This window comes from Microbispora cellulosiformans (genome assembly GCF_008728085.1).
Classification (GTDB): Bacteria; Actinomycetota; Actinomycetes; order Streptosporangiales; family Streptosporangiaceae; genus Microbispora; species Microbispora amethystogenes.
On sequence record NZ_VYTZ01000005.1, the window covers coordinates 577513 to 600931 of the forward strand.

The following is a 23419-nucleotide window of genomic DNA, read 5'->3' on the forward strand; positions in this document are numbered from 1 at the left end:
TCCGCCCCTATTCCGGGTGCTCGCCCTTGGCGCGGTCGCGCAGCCTGCCGACCAGCGTGGCCGCGGCCTGGCCGACCTTCCGCGGCACGGCGTGCGCCGGGCTGGCCGCGAAGCTCGACTCGTCCAGCATGTCCTTGATCATCTGCAGGGCGATGCGGTTGCGGTTCGGGGTGCCCTGGAGCAGCGCCTCGGTCAGCTTCTCCACCTGGTGGCTCTTCACCTTGGCCGGAAGCGGCGGCTCGTGCTGGTCGACCAGGCACTCGACGATGACCGGTCCGTCCCAGGAGAGCGCCTCGCGCATCTGGTCGGCGCAGCTCGCCGGGTCGGTGACACACACGCCCCGGGCGCCGCACGCCTCGGCGAACTTCACGAAGTCGATGGGCGCGAGGTTCACGCCGTACTCGGGATTGCCGAGATACACCATCTGCTCCCACTTGATCAGCCCGAGGGTGTTGTTCTTCACCACCACGATCTTGATGGGCAGGTCGTGCTGCACCGCGGTGAGGAAGTCGCCGAGCTGCATCGTCATCGAGCCGTCGCCGGTGAAGGCGACGACCTGCCGCCCGGGATAGGCGGCCTGCGCGCCGATCGCGTACGGCAGGCCGGCCGCCATGGAGCAGTTCGTCCCGGAGAAGCTGAACATCTGGCCCCGCCGGATCATGATCTGCCGGGCCGCCCAGCTCGTGACCGTGCCCGAGTCGCCGCACACGATGGCGTCCGGCGCGAGCGCGGCGTTCAGCGCCCACGCGGGCACCTGCGGCTTCATCGGCAGGTCGGTCCGCGTCGCCCGCTCCTCCATGAGCCGCCACCAGTCGCGCATGCCCCGCTGGGCCTTCGTCAGGAACGCCCGGTCCTCGTTGCGGGTCAGCAGCGGCAGAAGCTCAGACAGGGTGGCCCGCGCGTCGCCGGCGAGCGGCACGTCCACGGGGTAACGCAGACCGAGCCGTTCCGGCATGTCGTCGATCTGCACGCACACGGCCTGCCCCGGCGCGGGATAGAACTCGATGTACGGCATCGTCGACCCGACGATCAGGAGCGCGTCGCACTCCTCCATGGCCTCCTCACTCGGGCGGCTGCCGACCAGGCCGATCGGCCCGGTGGTGTAGAGGCTGTCGTCGGGCACGCAGTCCTTGCCGAGCTGGGCCTTGACGATCGGCGCGCCGAGCTTCTCGGCGACCGCCTCCAGTTCGTCCACCGCCCCCCGGGCGCCCGCGCCCGCCAGGATGACCGGCCGCGCCCGCCCCGACAGCACCCGCGCCGCCGCGTCGAGGTCCTGCCGGCGCGGCACCCGGATCGGCGGCCGGTACGACGTGGAGGTGTGGCCCTCGACATTGCGCCGGAACCGGCTCCCGGAGCCCGCCGGCGCCGCCTGGAAGTCGATCGGGAACGTGAGATGGGCCGGCCCCCGCAGGGTCAGCGCGGTCCGCACGGCGTAGTCGGTGACGTTGACGACGTGGGCCGGCCCCATGATGCGCTGGTTGTAGAGCGCGACGTCGTTGAGCATGTAGTCCGTGTTGACGTCCTGGAGATAGCTGGTGCCGATCAGGTCGTGGTACGTCATCCCGCTGATCGCCAGCAGCGGCGCCTGGTCGGTCCGCGCGTCGAGCAGCCCGTTGAGCAGGTGGGCCGCGCCCGGCCCCGCGGTCGCGAAGCACACGCCGAGCCGCCCGGTGAACTTGGCGTAGCCGACCGCCGCCATCGCCGCCACCTCCTCGTGGCGGCAGTGGATGTACCGCAGGTCGTCCCGGCGGTTGTGGAGTGCGTCCATGAAGCCGTTGATGCCGTCGCCCGGCAGCCCGAAGACGACGTCCACGCCCCACTGGATCAGCCGGTCGACGAGGACGTCCGCCGCGGTGAGCTGATCACCCATGATCGTCTCCCTTCGCGCGTCGCGGAGCGACGGGCCCGAGCTCCCCCTCGCGGATCGCGAGGGCGAGCACCTGGGCCAGATGGAGGGGCCTGCGGCCGGTCCCGGCGGCGATCTGGCCGCGGCAGCTGAACCCGTCCGCGACGACCAGCGTCCGGCGTCCGACGGCGCGCACCGCCGGGAACAGCACCCGCTCCCCCGCCGCCGCCGACACCTCGTAGTGCCGCCCGGCCTCGTAGCCGAAGGAGCCGGCCATGCCGCAGCAGCCCGAGTCCGGGATCTCCAGGTCGAGCCCCATCTCGCGCATCAGCGCGCGGTCGGCCTCGAACCCCAGCACCGCGTGCTGGTGACAGTGCACCTGGACGAGCACCCGGCGCCGCAGCCGGGGCACGGGCCAGTCCGGGGCGCACCTGGTCAGGAACTCCGCCAGGGTGTGGCTGCCCGCGCTCAGCCGCCGCGCGCCGAGGTCGTCCGGCAGCAGGTTGGGCAGCTCGTCGCGGAAGACGGCCACGCAGCTCGGCTCCAGCCCGACGACCGGGACTCCCGCCTCGACGTACGGGCCGACCGCGTCCAGCACCCGGCGCAGGTAGCGCCGCGCGAGCGTCAGCATCCCGTAGTCGTAGAGCGGGCGCCCGCAGCACAGGGGGCCGTCCGGCACGATCACGCGGAACCCCGCCGACTCCAGCACGTCGACGGCCGCGACCCCCACCTCCGGCTGGAAGTGCTCGGTGAAGGTGTCCGGCCACAGCAGGACGGGCGGCCCGCCGGGGTTGCGCGGCACATGGCCGGCCATCAGCCGCCGGAACGTGCGGGTCGCGAAGCGCGGGGTGTCGCGCCGCTGCGCGATTCCGGCGGCCAGCTTCGCCATCCGGCCCAGCACCGGGGCGTGCGTGACGGCGTTGGCGAGGCGCGGGACGCGCGAGGCGAGGCGCGCCCAGCGGTCGATCAGCCCGAGCGCGTACGCCTGCCGGGGCCGGGGCCGGCGCGCGTAGTAATGGTGCAGGAACTCGGCCTTGTAGGTGGCCATGTCGACCTTCACCGGGCAGTCGCTCCGGCACCCCTTGCAGGCCAGGCAGAGATCGAGCGCCTCGCGCACCTCGTCGCTGCGCCAGCGGTCCCGGACCGGGCCCGCGCTCTCGGCCATCTCCTGCAGCAGCCGGGCCCGGCCGCGCGTGGAGTGCCTCTCCTCCCGGGTCACCATGAAACTCGGGCACATCACCCCGCCGGACAGGTGGCGGCACTTGCCCACGCCGAAGCAGCGCCCGGCCGCCTCGGTGAAGCTGCCGCCGTCGAGGGGGTAGCGGAAGACGGTCTCCAGCTCCACCGGCCGGTACGCCGGGCCCTCACGCAGGTGCGCGTCCAGCGGGTACGGGTCGATCAGCTTGTGCGGGTTCATCCGCCCGTCGGGGTCCCAGACGCGCTTGAACTCCTCGAAGGCCCGCATCAGCTCGGGCGCGAACATGCGCGGCCACAGCTCGGCCCGGCCGTGCCCGTCGCCGTGCTCCCCCGACAACGACCCGCCGTACGAGACGACGAGGTCGGCGGCCTCCTCCATGAACCGCCGGAAGGCCCGGACGCCCTGGAGGCTGCGCAGGTCCCAGTCGATCCGGCTGTGCACGCAGCCCTGTCCCCAGTGGCCGTAGAACACGGCGTCGTAGCCGTGCCGGTCGAGCAGGCGCAGGAAGTCGCGCAGGTAGGGCCCGAGAACGTCCGGATGGACGGCGGCGTCCTCCCAGCCGGGCCAGCCGCCGTGGCCGCCCATGCCGACGGGCATCCGGGCGGTGCCGGCGGAGTGCCGCCGGACCTCCCACACGGCGGTCTCCTCCGCCGGGTCGTCGTAGAACCTGCAGCTCGGGCCGTGCGGCCGGGTCCGTACGGCGCGCACCAGCCGCCCGGCCCGCGCGTCGGCCTCGCCCTGGGTCTCGCCGCCGAACTCGGCGAGCAGCCAGGCGCGCCCCGGCGGCAGCAGGGCCTCCCCGCCCAGGCGGAAGCCCTTGGCGTGCAGGTTCGCGACGACGTGCCCGCTGGTGAACTCCAGCCCGATGGGGCCGAACCGCAGCAGCCAGGGCACGTCGTCGCCCGACGAGGGGATGTCGGGGTAGCCGAGCACGACGAGCGCCCGGCGGGGAGGCAGGCGGACCAGCCGGCAGGTCGCGCCGAGGACCAGCGCGAGCGTGCCCTCCGAGCCCACGAGCGCCCGCGCGACGTGGAAGCCGTTCTCCGGGAGCAGCGCGTCGAGGTTGTAGCCGGAGACCCGGCGCGGGATGTCCGGCAGGCCCCGCCGGATCGCGTCGGCGTAGGTGTCGCGGATGTGGCGGAGCCCGGCGTAGATCGCGCCGCGCCGCCCGCCGGCCGCGATGACGCACTCCAGCTCGTCGTCGCCGGTGGCGCCGACCCGCATGCGGGTGCCGTCGTAGGTGAGGATCTCCAGTTCCTCGATGTTGTCGACGGTCTTGCCCGCCGCCAGCGAGTGGGTGCCGCAGGAGTTGTTGCCGATCATGCCGCCGAGCGTCGCGTGGTCGTGGGTGGCGGGATCCGGGCCGAAGGTGAGGCCGTACGGCGCGGCGGCGTCCCTGAGCCGGTCGCAGATCACGCCGGGCTGCACCCGGGCGGTGCGGCGCGCCGGGGAGATCTCGCCGACCCGGTCCAGGTGCCGGGTGAAGTCGAAGACCACGGCCGCGTTGACGGTCTGCCCGGTCACGGAGGTGCCGCAGCCGCGGGCGAGCACCGGAGCGCCGAACCGGCGGCACACCTCCAGCGCGGCCTCGACGTCCGCCTCGTCCCTGGGGGTCACCACGCCGATCGGCACCTGCCGGTAGACGGAGGCGTCGTAGGCGTACAACGCGCGGTCGCCGCCGCCGAACTGCACCTCCCCCGCCACGACCTCGCCGAGCCGGTCGCGCAGTTCCCCGGCGTACGGAGGCAGCGGCGGGTTCCTGGCCTCCCCCGGCCGGGGCCGCCTCGGCCCCGCGCCGGGGGTGCGTTCCCGGCCCGGCGTGGGTTCCCGGTGCGAGGTCGTCTTCGGTGCGGCACGCGCCATGACCGCTCCTCACGTCGGCCGCCCGCGGGCGGCCCGTCTCAGTGAGCCACCCTTCCCGTCGCGGGTCAGGCGGACCACCGGGAGGAGTAAAAGAACCCCGGTGACCCGCCGGGAGCCCGGGGCGCGCGGGCAGGCCCGCCGTTTACGTGGGCGGACGGCGGGAAGGGCATCCCGGCACACGGGCAGGGTCCCCGGGAACACCGAGAAGGGCACCGCCGACTGGAGCCGACCATGGAATCCCTGAACACCGCCATCAAGAACCTGGGCGACACGGTGGTGTCGGCGGCCGGGAGCGTCGCGGGCGCCGTCGCCGACCCGAAGGGCGGCCTGAAGCAGATGAAGTCCGCGATGTCGTCGCCGAAGGCGCTCGCCGCAGCGACCGGGCTCGCCGCCGGCTTCGCGCTCGGCTGGTGGTGCGGCCACCGCGCTGCCACCCGTTGACCACCGGCACCGGACCGAAGGGCCACGGGCCACCCTCGAGCCACGAGCCACGGCCCACGGCCCACGGCCCACGGCCCACGGCCCACGGCCCACGGCCACCAGCGTGGCCTGAGCATCGGCCGGCGGCACAATCGTTCAAGACCACGGCCCCGGCGCGCGCTACAACGGTCTCCGGCGCCGGCCATGGCGGTCGGCGCGGGCATCTGCGCGCGGAGGCGGACGATGGACGTGGGCTTCGTCGGGCTCGGGATCATGGGGCAGCCCATGGCGCTCAACCTGGCCCGGGCGGGGACGCCGCTGGTGGTGTGGAACCGCACGCCCGCGAGGAGCGAGCCGCTGCGGGCCGCGGGCGCGGTCGTCGCCGACGACGTGGCCGGCGTGTTCGGCCAGGCGTCCACGGTGCTCCTCATGCTGGCCGACGAGGCCGCCGTCGACGCCGTGCTGGAGCGCGGCACCCCGCGCTTCGCCGGGCTGGTCGCGGGCCGTACGGTGGTCCACATGGGCACCACCTCCCCCGGCTACTCGGCCGGGCTGGAGGCCGACGTGCTCGCGGCCGGGGGACGCTACGCGGAGGCGCCGATCTCGGGTTCCCGGGTTCCCGCCGAGGAGGGGCGGCTGGTCGCGATGCTGGCCGGGCGGCCCGAGACAGTGGCGGAGGTCCGCCCGCTGCTCGCGCCGATGTGCGGCAAGACGGTGGTGTGCGGCCCGGCGCCGAGGGCGCTGCTGACGAAGCTCGCGGTGAACATCTTCCTGATCACCACGGTCACCGGCCTGGCCGAGTCGCTGCACTTCGGCGAGCGCCAGGGCCTGGACCTCGGGCTGCTCGTGGACGTGCTGAACTCGGGCCAGATGGCGAGCGACGTCTCCCGGGTCAAGGCGGTGAAGCTGGCCGGGCGCGACTTCGCCGCCCAGGCCGCCATCGCCGACGTGCTGAAGAACAACCGTCTCATCGCCGAGGCGGCGCGGGAGGCCGGCATCGCCTCGCCGCTGCTGGACGTCTGTCACACCCTGTTCGGCGAGACCCTCGGGCTGGGCCACGGCGGGCTCGACATGGCGGCCGTCGTCCACGCGATCGAGGCGAGGACGCGGGCGACACAGGGAACGCCGGAGACCCAAGGGACGCCGGAGACAGGCGAATCACTCGAAGAAGGAGCATGTGCATGACCTCTCGCCCGGTCGTCGTCGTCACCGGCGGCACCCGCGGCATCGGCCGCCGCATCGTCGAACTCCTGTGCGCGGACGGGTACGGAGTCGTCTTCACGCACTCCGGCTCCGACGCCGACGCCAAGGCGCTGGAGGACGACCTCGCCGGCGGCGGCGCCCCGGTCCGGGGCCTACGCCTGGACGTGACCGACGAGGACGCGCCGGCCCGGCTGTTCGACCTGGCCGAGTCGGCCGGAGAGGTGACGGGCCTGGTGAACAACGCGGGGGTCACCGGCAGGCTTGGCCCGATCGCCGAACTGACCGACGCCGACCTGCGGCGGGTCGTCGAGGTGAACCTCGTCGCGCCGGTGCGGCTGTGCCGGGAGGCGGCCCGCCGCTGGTCGGGCGGAACGCCCGGCCGGGTGATCGTCAACGTCACCTCGGTCGCGGCCCGCACCGGTTCGCCGAACGAGTACGTCGCCTACGCCGCGACGAAGGCGGCGGCCGAGACGCTGACCGTGGGCCTGGCCAGGGAGCTCGGCCCGGCGGGCATCCGGGTCAACGCCGTCTCGCCGGGGACGATCGACACGACGATCCACGCCAGGGCCGGAGAGCCGGGACGGGCCGCGCGGGTCGCGGCGCGGGTGCCGCTGGGCCGTCCCGGGAAGGCGGAGGAGATCGCCGAGGCGGTCCGCTGGCTGCTGTCGGACCGCGCGTCGTACGTCAACGGCGCCGTACTGGAGGTCACCGGCGGGCTCTGACCCGCTCCCCCGCCCCCGCTCCGCAGCGGGGACCGGAGCTCCGCGACGATCCCGGCGACCGCGTGCTCTCCGGCGGACGCGTGCCAGGCGAGCACGGCCAGACGAGGGCGGTCAGGCGAGGGCGGCGGCCCATCGGGCGGGCGTGAGACCGTAGGTGCGCTTGAACATGCGGGTGAGGTGTGCCTGGTCGGCGAAGCCGGCGAGCTGAGCCGTCTCGGACAACGGCACGCCGTCCCGCAGCAGGCGGCGGGCCCGGTCGAGCTGCCGCATCGTGCGGAATCGGGTCGGGCTGGTGCCGAACGCCGTGCGGAACTGCCGGGCGATCGTCCACCGGTCCAGGCCCGAGACCGCCTCGAACTCCGCCAGGGAGTGCCGCACCGCCGGATCCTCGGCGATGAGGTCCCGCACGCGGGCCAGCGCCTCCAGCGCCAGCGGAACCGGCCTGCCCGGGCGGCGCACAGCCGCGTGCCTGACCAGCGTCCGGGCGGCCAGCAGCGTCGTCGTGAGGCGGCCGAAATCGTCCAGGGGTTCGTCGATGTCCCGCAGGCACGCGGCGAGCGAGGGGTCGACGTCGCGCCGCCCGATCACGGGATCGGCGACGAAGGGCAGCGGGGCCCCGCCCAGCGCCTCCTGCACGAGGAACGGATCGAGGTAGATGATCCGATAGCCGAACCCCTCGTCGGTGCCGGCCACGCCGTCGTGCACCTCGTCGGGGTGCAGCACGTGCAGTTCTCCCGGCAGGCAGTGCCGCGCCTCGCCCCGGTAGCGGAACGTCTGCACCCCGTGGAACGTCAGGCCGATCGCGTAGGTGTCGTGGCGGTGGGGGGCGAACCCCTCCCCGGTCAGCGAGGCCTCCAGCCGCTCGATGCCGGCCGCGCCCGGCCCGAACCGCAGGCGGTTGCCGGGCACGGTCCCGACGGCCCGCAGGTGCCGCCGCGGGTCAGCGCCGGCCGGTGAGTCCTCGCCGCCCCCGGAGACCCGGCCGCGCCCGGCGCCCCCGCCACACCGTGCGTCCTCGCCGGACCGTGAGTCGTTCCGCACGAGGCGAAGACTACAAGCCGGCGCAGCCGCGGACGCCGCCGCGGGAGGGTGGCGGCGGATCTTGGCGAGGAGGGCCCGGCCCCGCTAGCGTCGCCTCGTGTCCGCGCTCACCGACGATCCCCCGCCGGCCGACACCGCCGGAGTGGGCTGATGGGCGGTCCGGCCCGGGTCTACATCGTGTGCTCGGAGGTGCCGCCCGGCGTCGTCGGCGGGCTGGGCCGGTACGCCGAGCGGATCATGGCCGCCCTCCGGGACCGCGGCGTGCCGACCGAGGTCTTCGGGGCCGTCCGCCGGGGCGCGGCGTCCCCGGCCGAACGCCGTGGAGACGTGACGCTGCGGCGGCTGGCCACCCCCGGCTACGGCATCGACGGCGGCTCCCCCGTCCCGCCCGCGCTTCGTCGGCCGGCCAGGGTCGCCGGGCTGCTGGTGTTCAACGTCCGCGCCGCCGCCCGCATCCTGCGCGCCGAGGCGGCCCGCCGCCGTCCCGGACCATCCGGGAGGAAGCGGTCCGGGGAGGGGCGCGCGGTGGTGGCCGTGCACGACTGGATGGGCTGCGTGGCCGGGATCCTGTGTGGCGCGCTCGGGCGGCTGCCGGTCGTCTTCCACGTGCACACCCGCGAGCTGAACGCGCCGGGAGCGCGCCGCTCGGCGTACGCCGTCCTGCTCGACCTGCTCGAGACGGCTCAGGCCCGGGCGGCGCGGCTGATCGTGGTGCCGAGTGCCCGCATGCGGGACGACCTCGCCGCCCGTGGGTGGCCCGCCGACCGGCTGCTCGTCGTGCCGCACGGCTTCGAGGACCCCGACCTGCTGCGGCTGGCCGCGCTGCCGGACGACGAACGCGAGCGGGTCCGCGCGGAGGTGCGCCGCCGCTACCTGCCCGGCGGGCGAGGCCGGCTCGTCGTCTTCGCCGGGCGCCCGTCGCCGCACAAGGGGGTCGGGACCCTGATCCGGGCGGTGCCGCGCGTGATAGCCGAGCACGGCGACACGCGGTTCGTGCTCGTCGGCGCGGGGCTCCCGCAGACCGCCGACGCCGCCGAGGTCGCCCGGCTGGTCGAACGGACGGGAGCCGCCGGGCACGTCGTCGCCGGCAACCGCTTCCTCCCCTCCCCGGAGGTGTTCGCGCACTTCCTCGCCGCCGACGTGTGCGTCTTCCCGTCCGTGTACGAGCCGTTCGGCCTGGTCGCCGTCGAGGCGATGACGCTCGCCCGCCCGGTGGTCGTCGGGCCCGGCTACTCGCCCGAGGTCGTCGGCGACGGTGCGCTCCACTGCACGGGCGACGACCCCGGCGAGCTGGCGGCCGTACTGCTGCGCTGCCTGGACGATCCCGGAGAGGCGGAACGGCTCGGCCTGCGGGGCGCGGCGTACGTGCGCGAGCGCTACGGCTGGGCGCGTACGGCCGAGCGGACCCTGGCGGCGTACGCCGCCGCCACGGGGGCCGGAGAACGGCCCTGACCGCGGGCGGAGCGAGGAACCAAGGGCGTAATCGTCAGGCGCGGCCCAGGCGCAGCGGCAGCGTGCGGGGGCCCCGCACCTGACCGGCGGCCCAGGTCACCGCCGTGGGGTCGGCGAGGCCGAACACCGGGATCCGCTCCAGCCAGACCTCCAGGGCGACCCGCAGCTCCATCCGGGCGAGGTGCGAGCCCACGCACCGATGGATGCCGAGGCCGAAGGCGACGTGCCGGTTGACCTCGCGGTCGATGACGACCTCGCCGGCCCGCTCGAACTGCTCGGGGTCGCGGTTGGCGGCCGGGAACGACAGCAGGACCCAGTCGTCCGCCCGCATCTCGGCCCCCCGCCAGTGCATGTCCTGCTTCACCAGCCGGGCCATCGTGACCGGGGCGTACGCCCGGAGTAACTCCTCCATGGCCGTGGGCAGCAGGGCGGGCTCGGCGACCAGCCGCTCTCGGTCGGCCGGGGTCTTCGCCAGGTGCCACAGCGACGCGCCGATGGCGCTCCACGTCGTGTCGATGCCGGCGATGAGCAGCAGGGCGATCGTGCCGGCGACGTGGTTGGGCTGCAGCTTGTGGCCGTACAGCTCGGCGTCGACCAGGTAGGTGGTGAGGTCGTCGCGCGGGTTGTCCACGTGGTCGCGGATCTGGGCGTACAGGTAGTCGAACAGCTCGTCCATGCGCGCCATCCGCTCCTCCGGCGGCAGGTTGACGCCCTCCAGGGCGCTTTCGACGAACCTGCTGAAGCGCGGCCCGTCCTCGGGCGGGAAGCCGAGCATGTCGGCGATCACCCGGATCGGGATGTGCTGGGCGTAGTCGCGGGCGGCGTCCACGACATCGGCGCCCTTGAGCGTGTCGATGAGCGAATGGCAGAACGCCCGCGTCGCCTCCTCCCGCCTCGCCACCGCCTTCTTGGTGAACGCCGGGAGCAGCAGCCTGCGCGCGTCGTGGTGGAACGGCGGGTCGGAGGAGATGGGCGGGGTCGCCCCCACGGGCGCGATCTCCGCGGGCGGGCGGTAGTTGCTCATGATGATCGACCGGGAGGAGAAGCGCTCGGTGTCGTAGGCGATGGCGGCCACGTCCTCGTACCGCGTCGGCAGCCACCCGCCGCCGAACCTCCCGGTGTGCGCGATCGGGCAGCGGGCCCGCAGGTCGTCCTGGATCGGGTACGGATCGGCGGCCCACTCGGGCTCCAGGTGGGAGAAGTCGGTCGCCCAGTCCGACACCGGCCCGGTGACGATCTCGTTGCGGGTGCCCGTGGGCGGCCCCTGCTTCCGGAAACCCCCGGTGAAGCGGTCGTCGACGGTCATGTCACGCCTCCTCGGTGAGGACGACCGCTCGTTCCGGGCAGTTCGCCGCGGCCAGCCGGGCCGCCTGCTCCTGCCCCGGCGGCACGGCGCCGTCTCCGGGCACCCGGCCGTAGCCCTCGTCGTCCTCCTCGAACAGGCCGGGGGCGAGGTCGTGGCAACGGCCGTGCCCCTGGCACCGGCCAGGGTCGATCTGCACCTTCATGGTGGCGCTCCCCGTGCTTCCTGGGTCTGGATGTGGATGAGGGCCGGGCGGGTCGAGGGCGGCGACGAGCCGCGTGAGCAGGGCGCTCCACTCCTCGTCGCCGACCCCGTGCAGGTCCGGCGTGACGAGCACGCTGCCCATCGCGAGCAGGAGGCAGAGATGGGCGAGCGCGCCGGGTGACACCGCGGGATCGATCGCGCCGTCGTCCTGGGCCCCCCGCACCAGGCCGGTGAGCCATCCGGCCCGCTCCGCGACGTACTCCCGCATGGGCCGGGCGACGTCCTCGTCGCGGCGCGCCGCGACCAGCGCCTCGGCGATGAGCGAGCTGCGCGCGTCGAGGCGGTGCGGGAGCCTGCGGCCCACGGCGACGAGCAGGTCCGCGACCGGCCGGGCCGGGTCGGCGGCGAGCAGCTCGGCGAGCAGCCCGGGCCCGTGGGCGTGCAACGCGGCGGCGATCAGCTCGGCCTTCGAGCCGAAGTGCGCGTAGAGCGCGCCGTTGCTCACCCCGGCCGCCGCGGCGATGTCGGCGACGCGCGTCCCGTCGTAGCCGCGCCGGGCGAACACGTCGGCGGCCGCGCGCAGCAGCCGCTCGCGCGTCTCGGCGGCGGTGACACCCGCGATCCGCCCCATAGCCGAATTAAACGACCGTTCATTTGAATCCGTCAAGGCGGGGAGGCGCCGAACGGCCGCGTCCGACGGCCTCGCAGATCTCAGTACGGCGCCGGGGATCGTCGCCGTTGCTCAGGCGTGCAGCCACTCCCGGGCACCCGCGAGTATCTCAGGCGGCGTCGTACGGTCGACGTCGGCGACCAGGTCGGCGATGGTGACCCTGCGCAGCGACTCCCGCCAGGCGCGGTCGGCGGAATCCATCGTGCGGGCGATCGGGCAGGGAGTGTCACACCGCTCCGCCGGCACGGCCATCGGGCCCCGCTGACGCACTTCCGTACACCGGAACGCCGGCTGGACGCCGTCGATCGCCTCGACCACGTCCAGCACCGTGATCTCAGTCGCGGCCCGAGTCAGCACATAGCCGCCGGACTGGCCCAGCGCTGAGCGCACCAGGCCCGCGCGGGACAACAGCTGCAGCTGTTTGGCCAGGTAGCTCTGGGAGACATCGTGCAGCTCGGCGAGCTTGGCCGCCGTCACCGGCGCGCCCGCTCCGCTGAGTACGACGCAGCAGTGCAAGCCCCACTCGACCCCGCCGGACATCTTCATCCGCCCAGCCTACTTGACTCGGACAGTCTTTGTCCGAATAGAATCCCGGACAACAGTTATCCGAATTCGAGGTCAGCCGCGCAGCCCTCGTGATCCCCCCGCCGGCGCACGCCCGCCTCGACAACGCGATACCCACGCCCAAAGGAGAAGCCATGACCACCCACGTGCACACCGGCGAGCCCCGCCTCGACCTGCGGACGGCCGCCCCGAAGGCCGCCAAGGCGCTCTACGCCGCAGACCAGGCCGTTCTCACCTCACCACTCGATCCGACCATCCGCGAACTGGTCAAACTGCGCACCTCGCAGATCAACCACTGCGTGCACTGCATCGACCTGCACAGCCACGATGCGCTGGAGAAGGGAGAATCACTGGACCGCATCATCCAGTTGTCCGCGTGGCGCGAGTCGGCGCTGTTCACCGCGGCGGAGCGGGCGGCGCTCGAGTACACCGAGGCCGCGACGACGCTGACCCCGCACGGCGTCGGCGACGAGATCTGGGCCGGCGTCCGCGACCTCATGACCGACGAGGAACTCGGCGCGCTGGTCGTCCAGGTGGCTCTGATGAACGCCTTCAACCGGTTCGGCGTCCCGCTGCGGATGCCGGCGCGGCCCCGTGGGTAGTACTGCCGCCGCGCTCGCCGGCGACAGCGGCCTGTGAGCGCCTCCTGTCAGCGTCGATGACGCGGCCGCCGCCACTTCGATATCCGTCCGGCTGACAACGCCCAAATTGAGGGCAGGGCGCACTGTCATCTTCGCCGCATCCAGACGGGCCGACGCGACCCGGGAGGGGTGACGGCAATCAATAAACAGCGCAAACTAGCATTATGGGGGATAAAGCAGGCATCGTTCCAGCGCATCACGAACTGGTCGTCGACGCGTTGCTCGCCTGCGCCGTGCTGGCGTTCACCATCCCGACGTCCATGATCGGCTACGGCTTCGCCCTGTGGGGCACGGCGCCGTTCTGGATCGAGGTCCTGGTGGGGGTGGTGACGGCGGCGACGATGTTCGTACGGCGCCGCACGCCGTGGCCCGCCGTCGCCGCCTCCGCCGTCTGCGCCTGCGTCACCGGGCAAACCGTGCCGATGGTCCTCGCCGTCTTCTCGATGACGGCCGAGCACCGCCCGCGCCGGTGGCAGTACGTCGCCCTGGCCCTCGTGGTGGTCTACGGCGCCGTCGACTTCGTGAACCCCCACACCGACCGTTCCGTCTACCTCAACATCGTGCGCGCGGTGACCCTCATCTACCTGCCCGCCCTGGTCGGCACCTGGGTGCACGCCTACCGGCGCCTGATCCGGGACCTGCGGCACGGCGTGCGCGAACGCGAGGAGATCGCCGCGGCCGAGGAGCGCCGCAAGATCGCCAGGGAGATGCACGACACCGTCACCCACGCGGTCACCGCGATGGTGCTCAACGCCGGGATGGCGCGCGACGCCACCGAGCCCGGAGAGGTGCGCGAGCTGACGGCCGTCATCGAGGACAAGGGGGTGCAGGCGCTCACCGAGCTGCGTGAGCTGCTCACCGTGCTCCGCCACGAGGAGGGGGACCTCGCCGGGGGCGTAGACGCCATCGCGCGGCTGGTCGGCGAGGCGAAGGCGACCGGCCTCCACGTCGACCTCCGCCTCGACGTCCCCCCGGAGGGCCTGCCCCGGCAGGTCTCGCACGCGTGTTACCGCCTGGTGCAGGAGGGGCTCAGCAACATCCGCAAGCACGCGCCCGGCGCCCGCGTGCTGGTGACCTGCGAGACCGTCGGCGACCAGGTCGCCGTCTCCGTGACCGACACCCCTGACGAGGCGCGGCATGGACGAGCCGCCGACCGGACCGGCGTCCGCGCCGCGCCCTCCCTCGGCGGCGGCTACGGGCTGGCCGGCATCCGGGAGCGCGTGTGCCTCGCCCACGGCCGGTTCTCCGCCGGGCCGACCCCCGAGGGCGGATTCACGATCGCCGCGCGGTTCCCCCTCAAGTGAGGTGGTCACGGCCGGCGAAGGCCGTGCGGGCCGCCGTTTTTCGCACGTCCGGCGGGGGTACGCCTTCTCTTGCCGGCGCATCGCCGGCGCGCGGGCCGAAAGGGCCCGCCCGGCGCGTACGGAGGCTGCGCACCGCCCGCACGCCGTCCGGCGCAACGATCGCGTTCGAGGCAGCCATGAAAGCCGTGGTCTACGAAGGTCCCCGCAAGGTCGGTGTCGTCACCGTGCCGGACGCCCGGCTGGAGCGGCACACCGACGTGCTCGTCCGTGTGACCGCGGCCAACATCTGCGGCTCCGACCTGCACATGTACGAGGGCCGCACCGACTTCGAGCCGGGCCGGATCCTCGGTCACGAGAACCTCGGCGAGGTGGTCGAGGTGGGCGCGGCCGTCGACCGGGTCAGGGTCGGCGACATGGTCTGCATGCCGTTCAACGTCTCGTGCGGCTTCTGCGCCAACTGCGAGAACGGGCTGACGGCCTTCTGCCTGACCACCAACCCCGAGCCCGGCCGGGCCGGCGCCGCGTACGGCTACGCCGGCATGGGCCCCTACCAGGGCGGCCAGGCCGAACTGCTGCGCGTGCCGTACGGCGACTTCAACTGTCTCGTGCTGCCCGAGGACGCACGGGAGCGGCAGAACGACTACGTCATGCTCGCCGACGTGTGGCCCACCGGCTGGCACGCGACCGAGCTCGCGAGAGTGCAGCCGGGCGACACCGTCGTGATCTACGGCGCGGGGCCGGTCGGCCTGATGGCCGCCTACTCCGCCCTCCTCAGGAACGCGAGCGGCGTGATGGTGATCGACCACCATCCGGACCGGCTGGCCAAGGCCGAGGAGATCGGCGCGATCGCGATCGACGACTCCGTGTCCTCCCCGGTGGAACAGGTCCTGGAGCTCACCGAGGGACTGGGCGCCGACCGGGGCTGCGAGTGCGTGGGCTTCCAGGCCCACGACGCGGAGGGCTCCGAGCATCCCAGCATGACCCTGAACAACCTGGTCAAGTCGGTGAAGTTCACCGGATGCATCGCCGTTGTGGGCCTGTTCGTCCCGACCGATCCCATCGGTGGCGACGCCCTCTACCGGCGGGGGGCGGTGGCGATCGACTACGGCACCTTCTGGTCGAAGGGGCAGACGATGAGCACCGGCCAGTGCAACGTCAAGAACTACAACCGGCAGTTGTGCGCCCTCATCCACGAGGTCGGCGCCCGGCCGTCCTGGATCGTCTCGCACGACCTGGACCTCGACGACGCGCCCGAGGCGTACGCGCGCTTCGACGCGCGGGACCGGGGCTGGACCAAGGTCGTGCTGCACCCCGGCAAGCCCGGCTGACGCCTCCTTCGACGTCCGCCTGTCAGTGCTCGCGGGCTCGCGGGTCAGTGCGAGTCGCGGGGCACCGGGTGGCCGCTGGAGCCGGTGAGGAAGCCGAGGTCGGCGCCGGTGTTCGCCTGGCCGACCGTCTCGACGTACAGCCGCTCCCAGCCGCGGCTCGGGGCGGCGAAGGCCTTGGTCATGGCCGGGGACGGCTCGCGGGCGGCCCACTCCTCCGCCGGAACCTCGACGTCGAGCCTGCGGGCGTCGACGTCGAGGACGATCATGTCGCCGTCGCGGACGAGCCCGAGCGGGCCGCCCGCGGCCGCCTCGGGCGCGACGTGCAGCACGACCGTGCCGTAGGCGGTGCCGCTCATCCGCCCGTCGCAGACGCGGACCATGTCGCGTACGCCCTGGGCGAGCAGCTTGGCGGGCAGCGGCATGTTGGCGACCTCCGGCATGCCGGGGTAGCCCCGGGGACCGCACCCGCGCAGGACGAGCACCGAGTCGGGCGTGACGTCCAGATCGGGATCGTCGATCCGCGCGTGGAAGTCCTCCACGGAGTCGAACACGACGGCCGGCCCGCGATGCCGCAGCAGGTGCGGCGAGGCCGCGGCCGGCTTGATCACCGCGCCGCCGGGGGCGAGGTCGCCGTACAGCACGGCGATCCCGGCGCTCTCCAGCAGGGGCGTCTCGCGGGGGCGGATGACCTCGGGGTCGTGGATGCGCGCGGCGCCGAGCCAGTCGACCAGCGGCCGGCCGGTGACGGTGATCGCCTCCGGGTCGAGCAGGTCGCGGACCTCGCGCAGGACGGCGTGCAGGCCCCCGGCGCGGTGCAGGTCGTCCATCAGGAACCGCCCGGCGGGCAGCAGGTCCACCAGCAGCGGCACCCCCGACCCCGTACGGTCGAAGTCGTCCTGGGTGAGCTCCACCCCGAGACGCCCGGCGATCGCGAGCAGGTGGACGACGGCGTTGGTGGACCCGCCGAGCGCGGCGAGCGCGACGACGGCGTTGAGGAAGGACCCGCGCGTCATCACCGCGCTGGGGCGGCGGTCCTCGGCGACCATCTCGACGGCGAGCGAGCCGCTGGCGTGGGCGGCCTCCAGCAGCCGGCTGTCGGCGGCCGGCGTGCCGGCGACGCCGGGCAGGGTCATGCCGAGCACCTCGGCGAGCAGCCCCATCGTGGAGGCCGTGCCCATCGTGTTGCAGTGGCCCCTGCTGCGGATCATCGACGACTCCGAGCGCATGAACTCGGCCTCGGTCAGCGTCCCGGCCCGGACCTCCTCGCTGAGCTTCCACACGTCCGTGCCGCAGCCGAGCGGGACGCCGCGGAAGTGGCCGGTGAGCATGGGCCCGCCCGGCACCACGATCGCGGGCAGGTCCACCGACGCGGCGGCCATCAGCAGCGCGGGGATCGTCTTGTCGCACCCGCCGAGCAGCACCACCCCGTCGACCGGATTGGCCCGCAGCAGCTCCTCCGCGGCCATCGCGGCCATGTTGCGCCACAGCATGGCCGTGGGGCGCACCTGCGTCTCCCCCAGCGACACCACCGGCAGGTTCAGCGGGACGCCGCCCGCCTCCCACACGCCGCGCTTGACGTGCTCGGCGACCTCGTCGAGGTGCGAGTTGCAGGGGGTGAGGTCGGACGCGGTGTTGGCGATCGCGATGTGCGGGCGACCGTCGAAGGCGTGGGCCGGCAGCCCGCGCCGCATCCACGCGCGGTGGATGTAGGAGTTGCGGCCGGCTCCGCCGTACCACTCGGCGCTTCGCGTCCCCATGCGGCACCCAGGTTTCTCGGGAAGTCAGAGACAGAGGTCAGAGACAGTGGTCAAAGACTCTGCGAGGCTAACCCACGCCTCACTTGTCCCGAAAGAGGCGAGTGATCCACTTTTCTGCCAGTCGCAGTCGTGGCGCCGAACGCCCTAATATCCCGAAATATGACCATGCGGTGCACCGCGACCCAGGCCGGCCGGGACGTGTACGCCCTCGGCGAGGGTCCCGTGTGGGATCCCGCCCGGGAGCGCCTGCTGTGGGTGGACATCGACGCGGGCGCCGTACACGAGGGGCGGCTCGACCCGGCGACCGGCATGATCGAAGCCGCCACGCTGCACACCTTCGAGGGCACCGTGGGCGCGGTCGCCGTCTCCGCCGAGGGCGACCTCGTCGTCGCCGAACAGGCGGTCCTCACCGGGGTCAGCCCCACGGGACGGCGCACCGAACTCGCCCGGGTGCTGCCCCCGGGCGTACGGAGCAGGCTCAACGACGGCGCCGTCGACCCGGCCGGGCGCTTCCTGGTCGGCAGCATGGCCCTCGACGACCGGAAGGGCCGGGAGGTGCTGGCCCGGCTCGACGGCACGGCCCTGGTCCACCTCGACGAGGACCTCACCCTGTCGAACGGCCTCGCCTGGAGTCCCTCGGGCGACCGCCTCTACAGCGTCGACAGCGCGTCCCGGGTGGTGTGGGCCCGCGACTACGATCCGGCCACCGGCCGGACCGGGCCGAGACAGGAGATTTTCTCGCTGGACGACGAGCCGCCCGGCACGCTGCCCGACGGGATGTGCGCCGACGCCGAGGGCAACCTGTGGATCGCCGTCTTCGGCGGCGGGCGGGTCGAGTGCCGCGACCCGGCGGGCCGCCTGCTCGCCGTGGTCGAGGTCGGCGCCCCGAAACCCACCTGCCCGGCCTTCGCGGGGCCGGATCTCGACCTCCTGGTGATCACCACGGCCACCGAGAACATGTCTCCCCAGGAGCTGGCCGAGCACCCCGGCTCGGGACACCTGTTCACCGCCAGGGTCGGCGTACGCGGCGTTCCGGCACCCTACTGGGCGCCGCCCGCCGCCCCTTCCGTATCGTGAGGCTCCGCCCGTGAACAGATCGTGAGAGGACGGCGGGCACCGATCCGCGGCAGGGAACCACCAGCACAGGGAACCACCAGCACGGAGAACCACTTGCACCACTCCGCCACCGGCGCCGCCGCACCCGTCGTCCCGCCCGTCGTCCCGCACAGCCGCGCCGTCCGGCCGCACCGGTAAGGGGGCAGGGCGTCATGCGGGCACTGGTCATCACGGGACCCGGCGCGGCCGAGGTCCTGGACGTCGAACCGCCGGTCGCCGCGCCCGGTCAGGTGGTCGTCGACGTCGAGCGGGCCGGTGTCTGCGGCACCGACCTGGAGCTGTTCAGCGGCGCGATGAGCTATCTGCACTCCGGCCAGGCCTGGTATCCACTGCGCCCGGGGCACGAGTGGTGCGGAGTCGTCACGGCGCTCGGGGACGGGGTCGACCCCGGCTGGCTGGGCCGCCGCGTCACCGGCGACACGATGCTCGGCTGCGGTCACTGCCGCTTCTGCCGCACCGGTGTGAGCCACGTCTGTCCCGACCGGGCCGAGATCGGGATCCGCATGGGCTTCCCCGGGGCGCTGGCCGAACGGCTCGCCGTGCCGGCCTCGGCCCTGCACGCGCTGCCGGAGACGATCGACGCGACGCTCGGCGCGCTCGTCGAGCCCGGCGCCAACTCCCTGCGCGCCGTACGGGCGGCCGCCGTCGGGCCCGGCGACCGGCTGCTGGTGCTGGGCACCGGCACGATCGGGCTGCTCGTCGCGCTGCTCGCGCGGGCGCGGGGGTCCGAGGTGCACCTGCTGGGCCGCGACGAGCCCGCGCTGGGGCTCCCCCGCGACCTCGGCTTCGCGAACGTGTGGACCCGCCCGTCACTGCCGTCGCACCCGTGGGACGCCGTGGTCGACGCGTCCAACGCGGCGGATCTCCCGGCGCTCGCGCTCGACCTGGTCAGGCCCGCGGGCCGGGTAGTGTATATCGGAATCGCGGCCTCCCCCAGCCGTGTCGACACCCGCGACCTCGTGTTCAAGGACGTCACCGCCGTCGGCGTGCTCAGCGGCTCGGGCGGGCTGGCCGGAACGATCCAGGCGTACGCGGACGGATCGGTCGACGCCCATCCACTCGTGGCGGCCACCGTCGGGCTCGGCGACGCCGCCGAGGTGCTGGCGGGACGACGCCCGGCGGGCGCCGGGCCGGGCCCGAAGATCCACATCGATCCGCGGCGATAGCGGAGGCGCTCGCCCACCGACTCCGCTCCGCAGCGAGCACGATTCCCGCCCCGCCCGAATGCGGGGGTGTCCACGGAGGATTGCGATGAGCCCTAGCGACGCCGGAGCGCGCCGGCTGACGCCGCCGGACCCCGCCGCCCTCGCGGCGGTGGAGGCGGCCGTGCCGGGGATCACCCGTGCGCGGGCGAGCGACCGGCTCGGCATGGCGCACGACGCCTCGCACTACCTGCTGACCCCGCAGGCGGTGCTGGTGCCCGAGAACGCCGATCAGGTCGCCGCGCTGCTGCGGACCGGGCTGCCGCTGACCTTCCGGTCCGGCGGCACCAGCCTGAGCGGGCAGGGCGTGAGCGAGCACCTGCTCGTCGACACCCGCAGGCACTTCCGGGACATCGAGGTGCTGGACGACGGCACCCGCGTGCGGGTGCAGCCCGGCGCCGTGCTGCGGCAGGTCAACGCCAGGCTCGCGGCGTACGGCCGCAGGCTCGGGCCCGACCCGGCCAGCGAGGCGGCGTGCACGATCGGCGGGGTCGTCGCCAACAACTCCAGCGGGATGACCTGCGGCACGCACGCCAACACCTACCGGACGCTGGAGTCGATGGTCCTCGTGCTGGCGAGCGGGACCGTCCTCGACACCGGCGCGCCCGACGCCGACGCGCGGCTGCGCGCCCTGGAGCCCGCGCTCGCCGAGGGCCTGGAACGGCTACGCGACCGCGTGCGCGGCAACCCCGAGTCGGTGCGGCGGCTCACGGCGCAGTTCGCGCTCAAGAACACCATGGGCTACGGCCTCAACAGCTTCCTCGACCACGACTCGCCCGCCCAGATCCTCGCCCGCCTCGTCGTGGGCAGCGAGGGCACGCTCGCGTTCGTCGCCCGGGCCGTCCTGCGTACGGTGCCGGCGCACCGGCTCGCCGCGACCGGCCTAGTGGTCTTCCCGACGCTGCGGGCGGCGATGGCGGCGGTGCCGGAGATCGTGGCGGCGGGTCCCGCCGCCGTCGAGCTGCTCGACGCCGAGTCGCTGCGGGTCGCGCGGACCGATCCGGGCGCCGACGGCGTGCTGCGCGCGCTGGAGGTGCGCGACCACGCGGCACTGCTGGTCGAGTGGCAGGAGTCCGCGCCCGAGGTGCTCGCCGGCCGCGAGCGGGAGGCCGCGGACGTCTTCGCCCGCCTGGACCTCGCCGCCCCCGCCCGGCTCAGCGGGGACGCCGCCGGACGGGCGGCCCTGTGGCGCATCCGCAAGGGCCTGTACGCCGCGGTCGCCGGGGCCCGGCCCAGCGGCACGACGGCCCTGCTGGAGGACGTGGCCGTCCCGGTGCCCGTCCTCGCCGACCTCTGCGACGACCTCGCCGGGCTGTTCGCCCGGCACCGGTACGAGCGCAGCGTGATCTTCGGCCACGCCAAGGACGGCAACCTGCACTTCATGCTCAACGAGCGCTTCGGCGCCGACCCGGAGCGGTACGCCGAGTTCACCGAGGAGATGGTCGGCGCCGTGCTCGATCGCGGCGGCACGCTCAAGGCGGAGCACGGCACCGGCCGGGTCATGGCCCCCTTCGTCCGCCGCCAGTACGGCGACGAGCTGTACGAGGTCATGCGGGAGGTCAAGCGGCTCTGCGATCCCGGCGGCACGCTCAACCCGGGCGTCGTGCTCACCGACGACCCGCGCGCGCACCTGCGCGACCTCAAGCCCGTCGTCGCCGTCGAGCCCGAGGTGGACCGCTGCGTGGAGTGCGGCTACTGCGAGCCGGTGTGCCCGAGCCGCGACCTCACCACGACCCCGCGCCAGCGGATCGTGCTGCGCCGCGAGATCGCCGCGGCCCGGGCGGCGGGCGACGAGGCGCTCGCGCTGCGGCTGGAGCGGGAGTACGACTACGACGCCGTCGACACCTGCGCCGTGGACGGCATGTGCGCCACCGCCTGCCCCGTACTGATCAACACGGGCGACCTCACCAAGCGGCTGCGGGCCGAGCGCCACGGACGCGCGGCGCGGGCGGGCTGGACGTCCGCCGCCCGGCACTGGGGAGCGGTGACCCGGGCCATGGACCTCGCCATGGACGCCGCCGCGGCGGCCCCGGCCGGGCTCGCCGAGCGGGCGAGCCGGGCGGCCCGCGCGGCCGGCGACCCCGACGCGATTCCTCAGTGGACCCGCGACCTGCCGCGCGGCGGCGTCCCCCGGCGGGCCGCGTCCGCGGAGCGGGCCGACGCGGTGTTTGTGCCGTCGTGCCTGAACACGATGTTCGCTCCCGCCGACGGCGGCCCGGGAGTCATGGTCGCGGTCTTACGGCTCGCCGCACGGGCCGGTCTGCGGCTGAGCGTGCCGGAGGGCGTCCAGAGCCTGTGCTGCGGCACGCCGTGGTCGTCCAAGGGGTTCACGGAGGGCTACGAGGTGATGCGCGAGCGGGTGCGGAAGGCCCTGCTGACCGCCACCGAGGGCGGCCGCCTCCCGGTGATCAGCGACGCCGCCTCCTGCACCGAGGGGTTCGAACGCCTGCTCGCCGCTGTGGGTGACGGGCATGCCGTGACCGGAGGCGACGGGCGGGCCGTCCTGAAGGACGGAGAAAAGGCCGCGGGTGCCGGCGTGCAGGATGGAGTGCAGGGCAGCGAGCGGGCCGCCGCGGCGGCTCCCGTCGTCCGGGTGGTCGACGCCGTGACCTTCGTGGCCGAGCACGTCCTGCCCCGGCTGCCGGAGCCGCCGGAGGGCCGCAAGCGGGCGTCGCTGGCCCTGCACCCGACCTGCTCCTCGACCCGCCTCGGCCTGGACGCCGCCGTCGCGAAGATCGCCGCGGCCGTCGCGGACGAGGTCGTCGTGCCGGAAGGATGGCAATGCTGCGCCTTCGCCGGCGACCGCGGCCTGCTGCACCCGGAACTGACCGCGTCCGCCACCCACGCCGAGGCGCGCTCGGTGGCCGAAGGCGGCTTCGACGCCCACGCGTCGGTCAACCGCACCTGCGAGATCGGTCTCTCCCGCGCCACCGGGAAGACCTATCACCACTTGCTCGAACTGCTCGACGAGGTCACCCGCTGACCCCGGTGGCCGGACGCACCCGGCGGATCCGGCAGAGCCCGGGGGCCTGAGGGTTCGCGGAGTCTTGGAATCTGGCGAGGCTGGGGCCTGTCGGGTGCGGGGCCTGGGGCCTGTCGGGGTCTGGCGGGGGCCTCAGTTCTCGGCGTCGCCGGCCCGGCGCCGGTCGAGCAGCCCGGACAATCGCTTCGGCGCGATCATCCGGTAGCTGTCCTCAAGGAGTTCGGCGATCTCCGCCCAGTCCTGGTCGGCGTCGAGGCGCGCGCCCACCCAGCCCTTCGGGCCGACGTACGGAGGGACGAAGAAGCGCTCCGGGTCCGAGGCCACGAGAGCCTGCTGCACCCCCGGGCCCGCCTTGAACGTGAGGGACCGCCCGTCCTCGCTGGTCATGGCGAAGAGCTTGTCGCCGATCCGGAACGACGGCGCGGTGTGGCCGCCGAACGGCTTCTCCACCGCCTCCGGCAGGGACAGGCAGATCTCCCGGACCCGCGCCACCGCGTTCTCGTCACCCACCGCGCCCGTCCCTCTCTCCCGACTCCTCGCCGGGCCGCCCCGGCAGGCGCCCGTACCGCCCCAGTATGGCCGTGCCGGCCGTCACGCGCGTG

18 protein-coding genes are annotated in these 23419 nt (G+C 73.9%); 10 read left to right on the plus strand and 8 right to left on the minus strand.

Annotation, left to right across the window (positions count from 1 at the left end; genetic code table 11):
- Window positions 1-7: 7 nt before the first annotated feature.
- Window positions 8-1870, minus strand: a complete 1863-nt coding sequence (locus tag F5972_RS16895; RefSeq protein WP_150934419.1) for a thiamine pyrophosphate-dependent enzyme — start codon at window positions 1868-1870, stop codon at window positions 8-10.
- On the minus strand, window positions 1863-4907 hold the full coding sequence (locus tag F5972_RS16900; RefSeq protein WP_150934420.1) for an FAD-binding and (Fe-S)-binding domain-containing protein: 3045 nt from the start codon (window positions 4905-4907) through the stop codon (window positions 1863-1865). The genes F5972_RS16895 and F5972_RS16900 overlap by 8 nt, the downstream gene beginning before the upstream one ends.
- A gap of 231 nt (window positions 4908-5138) precedes the next feature.
- On the opposite strand from F5972_RS16900, the gene F5972_RS16905 reads away from it, so the two are divergent.
- The 3 genes from F5972_RS16905 to F5972_RS16915 all read left to right on the plus strand — a co-directional run bounded on the left by F5972_RS16905 (window position 5139) and on the right by F5972_RS16915 (window position 7252).
- Window positions 5139-5348 carry a hypothetical protein gene (locus tag F5972_RS16905; protein ID WP_150934421.1) on the plus strand — a complete coding sequence of 70 codons (210 nt, stop codon included), beginning with the start codon at window positions 5139-5141 and terminating at the stop codon, window positions 5346-5348.
- 222 nt (window positions 5349-5570) lie between these two features.
- On the plus strand, window positions 5571-6512 hold the full coding sequence (locus F5972_RS16910) for an NAD(P)-dependent oxidoreductase (protein ID WP_150934422.1): 942 nt from the start codon (window positions 5571-5573) through the stop codon (window positions 6510-6512).
- On the plus strand, window positions 6509-7252 hold the full coding sequence (locus tag F5972_RS16915) for an SDR family NAD(P)-dependent oxidoreductase (RefSeq protein ID WP_150934423.1): 744 nt from the start codon (window positions 6509-6511) through the stop codon (window positions 7250-7252). Before F5972_RS16910 ends, F5972_RS16915 begins: the two co-directional genes overlap by 4 nt.
- A gap of 111 nt (window positions 7253-7363) precedes the next feature.
- Here the strand turns inward: F5972_RS16915 and F5972_RS16920 are convergent, their stop codons facing one another.
- Entirely contained in the window at window positions 7364-8293 is a 930-nt protein-coding gene (locus tag F5972_RS16920; RefSeq protein ID WP_225311558.1) for an AraC family transcriptional regulator, read from the minus strand.
- A gap of 150 nt (window positions 8294-8443) precedes the next feature.
- On the opposite strand from F5972_RS16920, the gene F5972_RS16925 reads away from it, so the two are divergent.
- Window positions 8444-9745, plus strand: coding sequence for a glycosyltransferase family 4 protein (locus F5972_RS16925; RefSeq protein ID WP_150934424.1), 1302 nt, complete (start codon window positions 8444-8446; stop codon window positions 9743-9745).
- 34 nt (window positions 9746-9779) lie between these two features.
- On the opposite strand, the gene F5972_RS16930 is transcribed toward F5972_RS16925, so the two are convergent.
- The 3 genes from F5972_RS16930 to F5972_RS16945 form a co-directional block, all read right to left on the minus strand.
- A complete protein-coding gene (locus F5972_RS16930; RefSeq protein WP_150934425.1) occupies window positions 9780-11051 on the minus strand; it encodes a cytochrome P450 in 1272 nt (423 codons plus the stop codon).
- 1 nt (window position 11052) lies between these two features.
- Window positions 11053-11883 carry a TetR family transcriptional regulator gene (locus F5972_RS16940; RefSeq protein WP_225311559.1) on the minus strand — a complete coding sequence of 277 codons (831 nt, stop codon included), beginning with the start codon at window positions 11881-11883 and terminating at the stop codon, window positions 11053-11055.
- A gap of 111 nt (window positions 11884-11994) precedes the next feature.
- Complete coding sequence (locus F5972_RS16945; protein WP_150934426.1) at window positions 11995-12468, minus strand: RrF2 family transcriptional regulator; 474 nt, start codon at window positions 12466-12468, stop codon at window positions 11995-11997.
- A gap of 152 nt (window positions 12469-12620) precedes the next feature.
- Between F5972_RS16945 and F5972_RS16950 the strand changes: the two genes are divergently transcribed.
- From F5972_RS16950 to F5972_RS16960, 3 genes are all read left to right on the plus strand, one after another.
- Complete coding sequence (locus F5972_RS16950; RefSeq protein WP_150934427.1) at window positions 12621-13088, plus strand: carboxymuconolactone decarboxylase family protein; 468 nt, start codon at window positions 12621-12623, stop codon at window positions 13086-13088.
- Between the two features lie 203 nt (window positions 13089-13291).
- On the plus strand, window positions 13292-14431 hold the full coding sequence (locus F5972_RS16955) for a sensor histidine kinase (protein WP_150934428.1): 1140 nt from the start codon (window positions 13292-13294) through the stop codon (window positions 14429-14431).
- A gap of 176 nt (window positions 14432-14607) precedes the next feature.
- Window positions 14608-15759 (plus strand): glutathione-independent formaldehyde dehydrogenase, encoded by a 1152-nt coding sequence (locus F5972_RS16960; protein ID WP_150934429.1) that lies wholly within the window; start codon window positions 14608-14610, stop codon window positions 15757-15759.
- A 44-nt stretch (window positions 15760-15803) separates the two neighbouring features.
- Here the strand turns inward: F5972_RS16960 and F5972_RS16965 are convergent, their stop codons facing one another.
- A complete protein-coding gene (locus tag F5972_RS16965) occupies window positions 15804-17516 on the minus strand; it encodes an IlvD/Edd family dehydratase (RefSeq protein ID WP_150934430.1) in 1713 nt (570 codons plus the stop codon).
- 159 nt (window positions 17517-17675) lie between these two features.
- Here F5972_RS16965 and F5972_RS16970 point away from each other — a divergent pair, with 159 nt between their 5' ends.
- From F5972_RS16970 to F5972_RS16980, 3 genes are all read left to right on the plus strand, one after another.
- The gene (locus tag F5972_RS16970) at window positions 17676-18593 is read left to right on the plus strand and encodes an SMP-30/gluconolactonase/LRE family protein (protein WP_150934431.1); all 918 of its coding nucleotides are present in this window, start codon (window positions 17676-17678) and stop codon (window positions 18591-18593) included.
- 191 nt (window positions 18594-18784) lie between these two features.
- On the plus strand, window positions 18785-19798 hold the full coding sequence (locus F5972_RS16975; RefSeq protein ID WP_150934432.1) for a zinc-dependent alcohol dehydrogenase: 1014 nt from the start codon (window positions 18785-18787) through the stop codon (window positions 19796-19798).
- 85 nt (window positions 19799-19883) lie between these two features.
- Window positions 19884-22817, plus strand: coding sequence for an FAD-binding and (Fe-S)-binding domain-containing protein (locus tag F5972_RS16980; RefSeq protein ID WP_225311560.1), 2934 nt, complete (start codon window positions 19884-19886; stop codon window positions 22815-22817).
- A 132-nt stretch (window positions 22818-22949) separates the two neighbouring features.
- On the opposite strand, the gene F5972_RS16985 is transcribed toward F5972_RS16980, so the two are convergent.
- Window positions 22950-23327: an MmcQ/YjbR family DNA-binding protein gene (locus F5972_RS16985; protein WP_150934433.1), complete on the minus strand. Its 378-nt coding sequence runs from the start codon at window positions 23325-23327 to the stop codon at window positions 22950-22952.
- Between the last annotated feature and the right edge of the window lie 92 nt (window positions 23328-23419).

What these genes read in the sequence shown, in the direction of transcription:
- F5972_RS16895 (WP_150934419.1), bottom strand. Translation starts at nt 1,870, where the DNA reads ATGGGTGATCAGCTCACCGCGGCGGACGTCCTCGTCGACCGGCTGATC.
- F5972_RS16900 (WP_150934420.1), bottom strand. Translation starts at nt 4,907, where the DNA reads ATGGCGCGTGCCGCACCGAAGACGACCTCGCACCGGGAACCCACGCCG.
- F5972_RS16905 (WP_150934421.1), top strand. Translation starts at nt 5,139, where the DNA reads ATGGAATCCCTGAACACCGCCATCAAGAACCTGGGCGACACGGTGGTG.
- F5972_RS16910 (WP_150934422.1), top strand. Translation starts at nt 5,571, where the DNA reads ATGGACGTGGGCTTCGTCGGGCTCGGGATCATGGGGCAGCCCATGGCG.
- F5972_RS16915 (WP_150934423.1), top strand. Translation starts at nt 6,509, where the DNA reads ATGACCTCTCGCCCGGTCGTCGTCGTCACCGGCGGCACCCGCGGCATC.
- F5972_RS16925 (WP_150934424.1), top strand. Translation starts at nt 8,444, where the DNA reads ATGGGCGGTCCGGCCCGGGTCTACATCGTGTGCTCGGAGGTGCCGCCC.
- F5972_RS16930 (WP_150934425.1), bottom strand. Translation starts at nt 11,051, where the DNA reads ATGACCGTCGACGACCGCTTCACCGGGGGTTTCCGGAAGCAGGGGCCG.
- F5972_RS16940 (WP_225311559.1), bottom strand. Translation starts at nt 11,883, where the DNA reads ATGGGGCGGATCGCGGGTGTCACCGCCGCCGAGACGCGCGAGCGGCTG.
- F5972_RS16945 (WP_150934426.1), bottom strand. Translation starts at nt 12,468, where the DNA reads ATGAAGATGTCCGGCGGGGTCGAGTGGGGCTTGCACTGCTGCGTCGTA.
- F5972_RS16950 (WP_150934427.1), top strand. Translation starts at nt 12,621, where the DNA reads ATGACCACCCACGTGCACACCGGCGAGCCCCGCCTCGACCTGCGGACG.
- F5972_RS16955 (WP_150934428.1), top strand. Translation starts at nt 13,292, where the DNA reads ATGGGGGATAAAGCAGGCATCGTTCCAGCGCATCACGAACTGGTCGTC.
- F5972_RS16960 (WP_150934429.1), top strand. Translation starts at nt 14,608, where the DNA reads ATGAAAGCCGTGGTCTACGAAGGTCCCCGCAAGGTCGGTGTCGTCACC.
- F5972_RS16965 (WP_150934430.1), bottom strand. Translation starts at nt 17,516, where the DNA reads ATGGGGACGCGAAGCGCCGAGTGGTACGGCGGAGCCGGCCGCAACTCC.
- F5972_RS16970 (WP_150934431.1), top strand. Translation starts at nt 17,676, where the DNA reads ATGACCATGCGGTGCACCGCGACCCAGGCCGGCCGGGACGTGTACGCC.
- F5972_RS16975 (WP_150934432.1), top strand. Translation starts at nt 18,785, where the DNA reads ATGCGGGCACTGGTCATCACGGGACCCGGCGCGGCCGAGGTCCTGGAC.
- F5972_RS16980 (WP_225311560.1), top strand. Translation starts at nt 19,884, where the DNA reads ATGAGCCCTAGCGACGCCGGAGCGCGCCGGCTGACGCCGCCGGACCCC.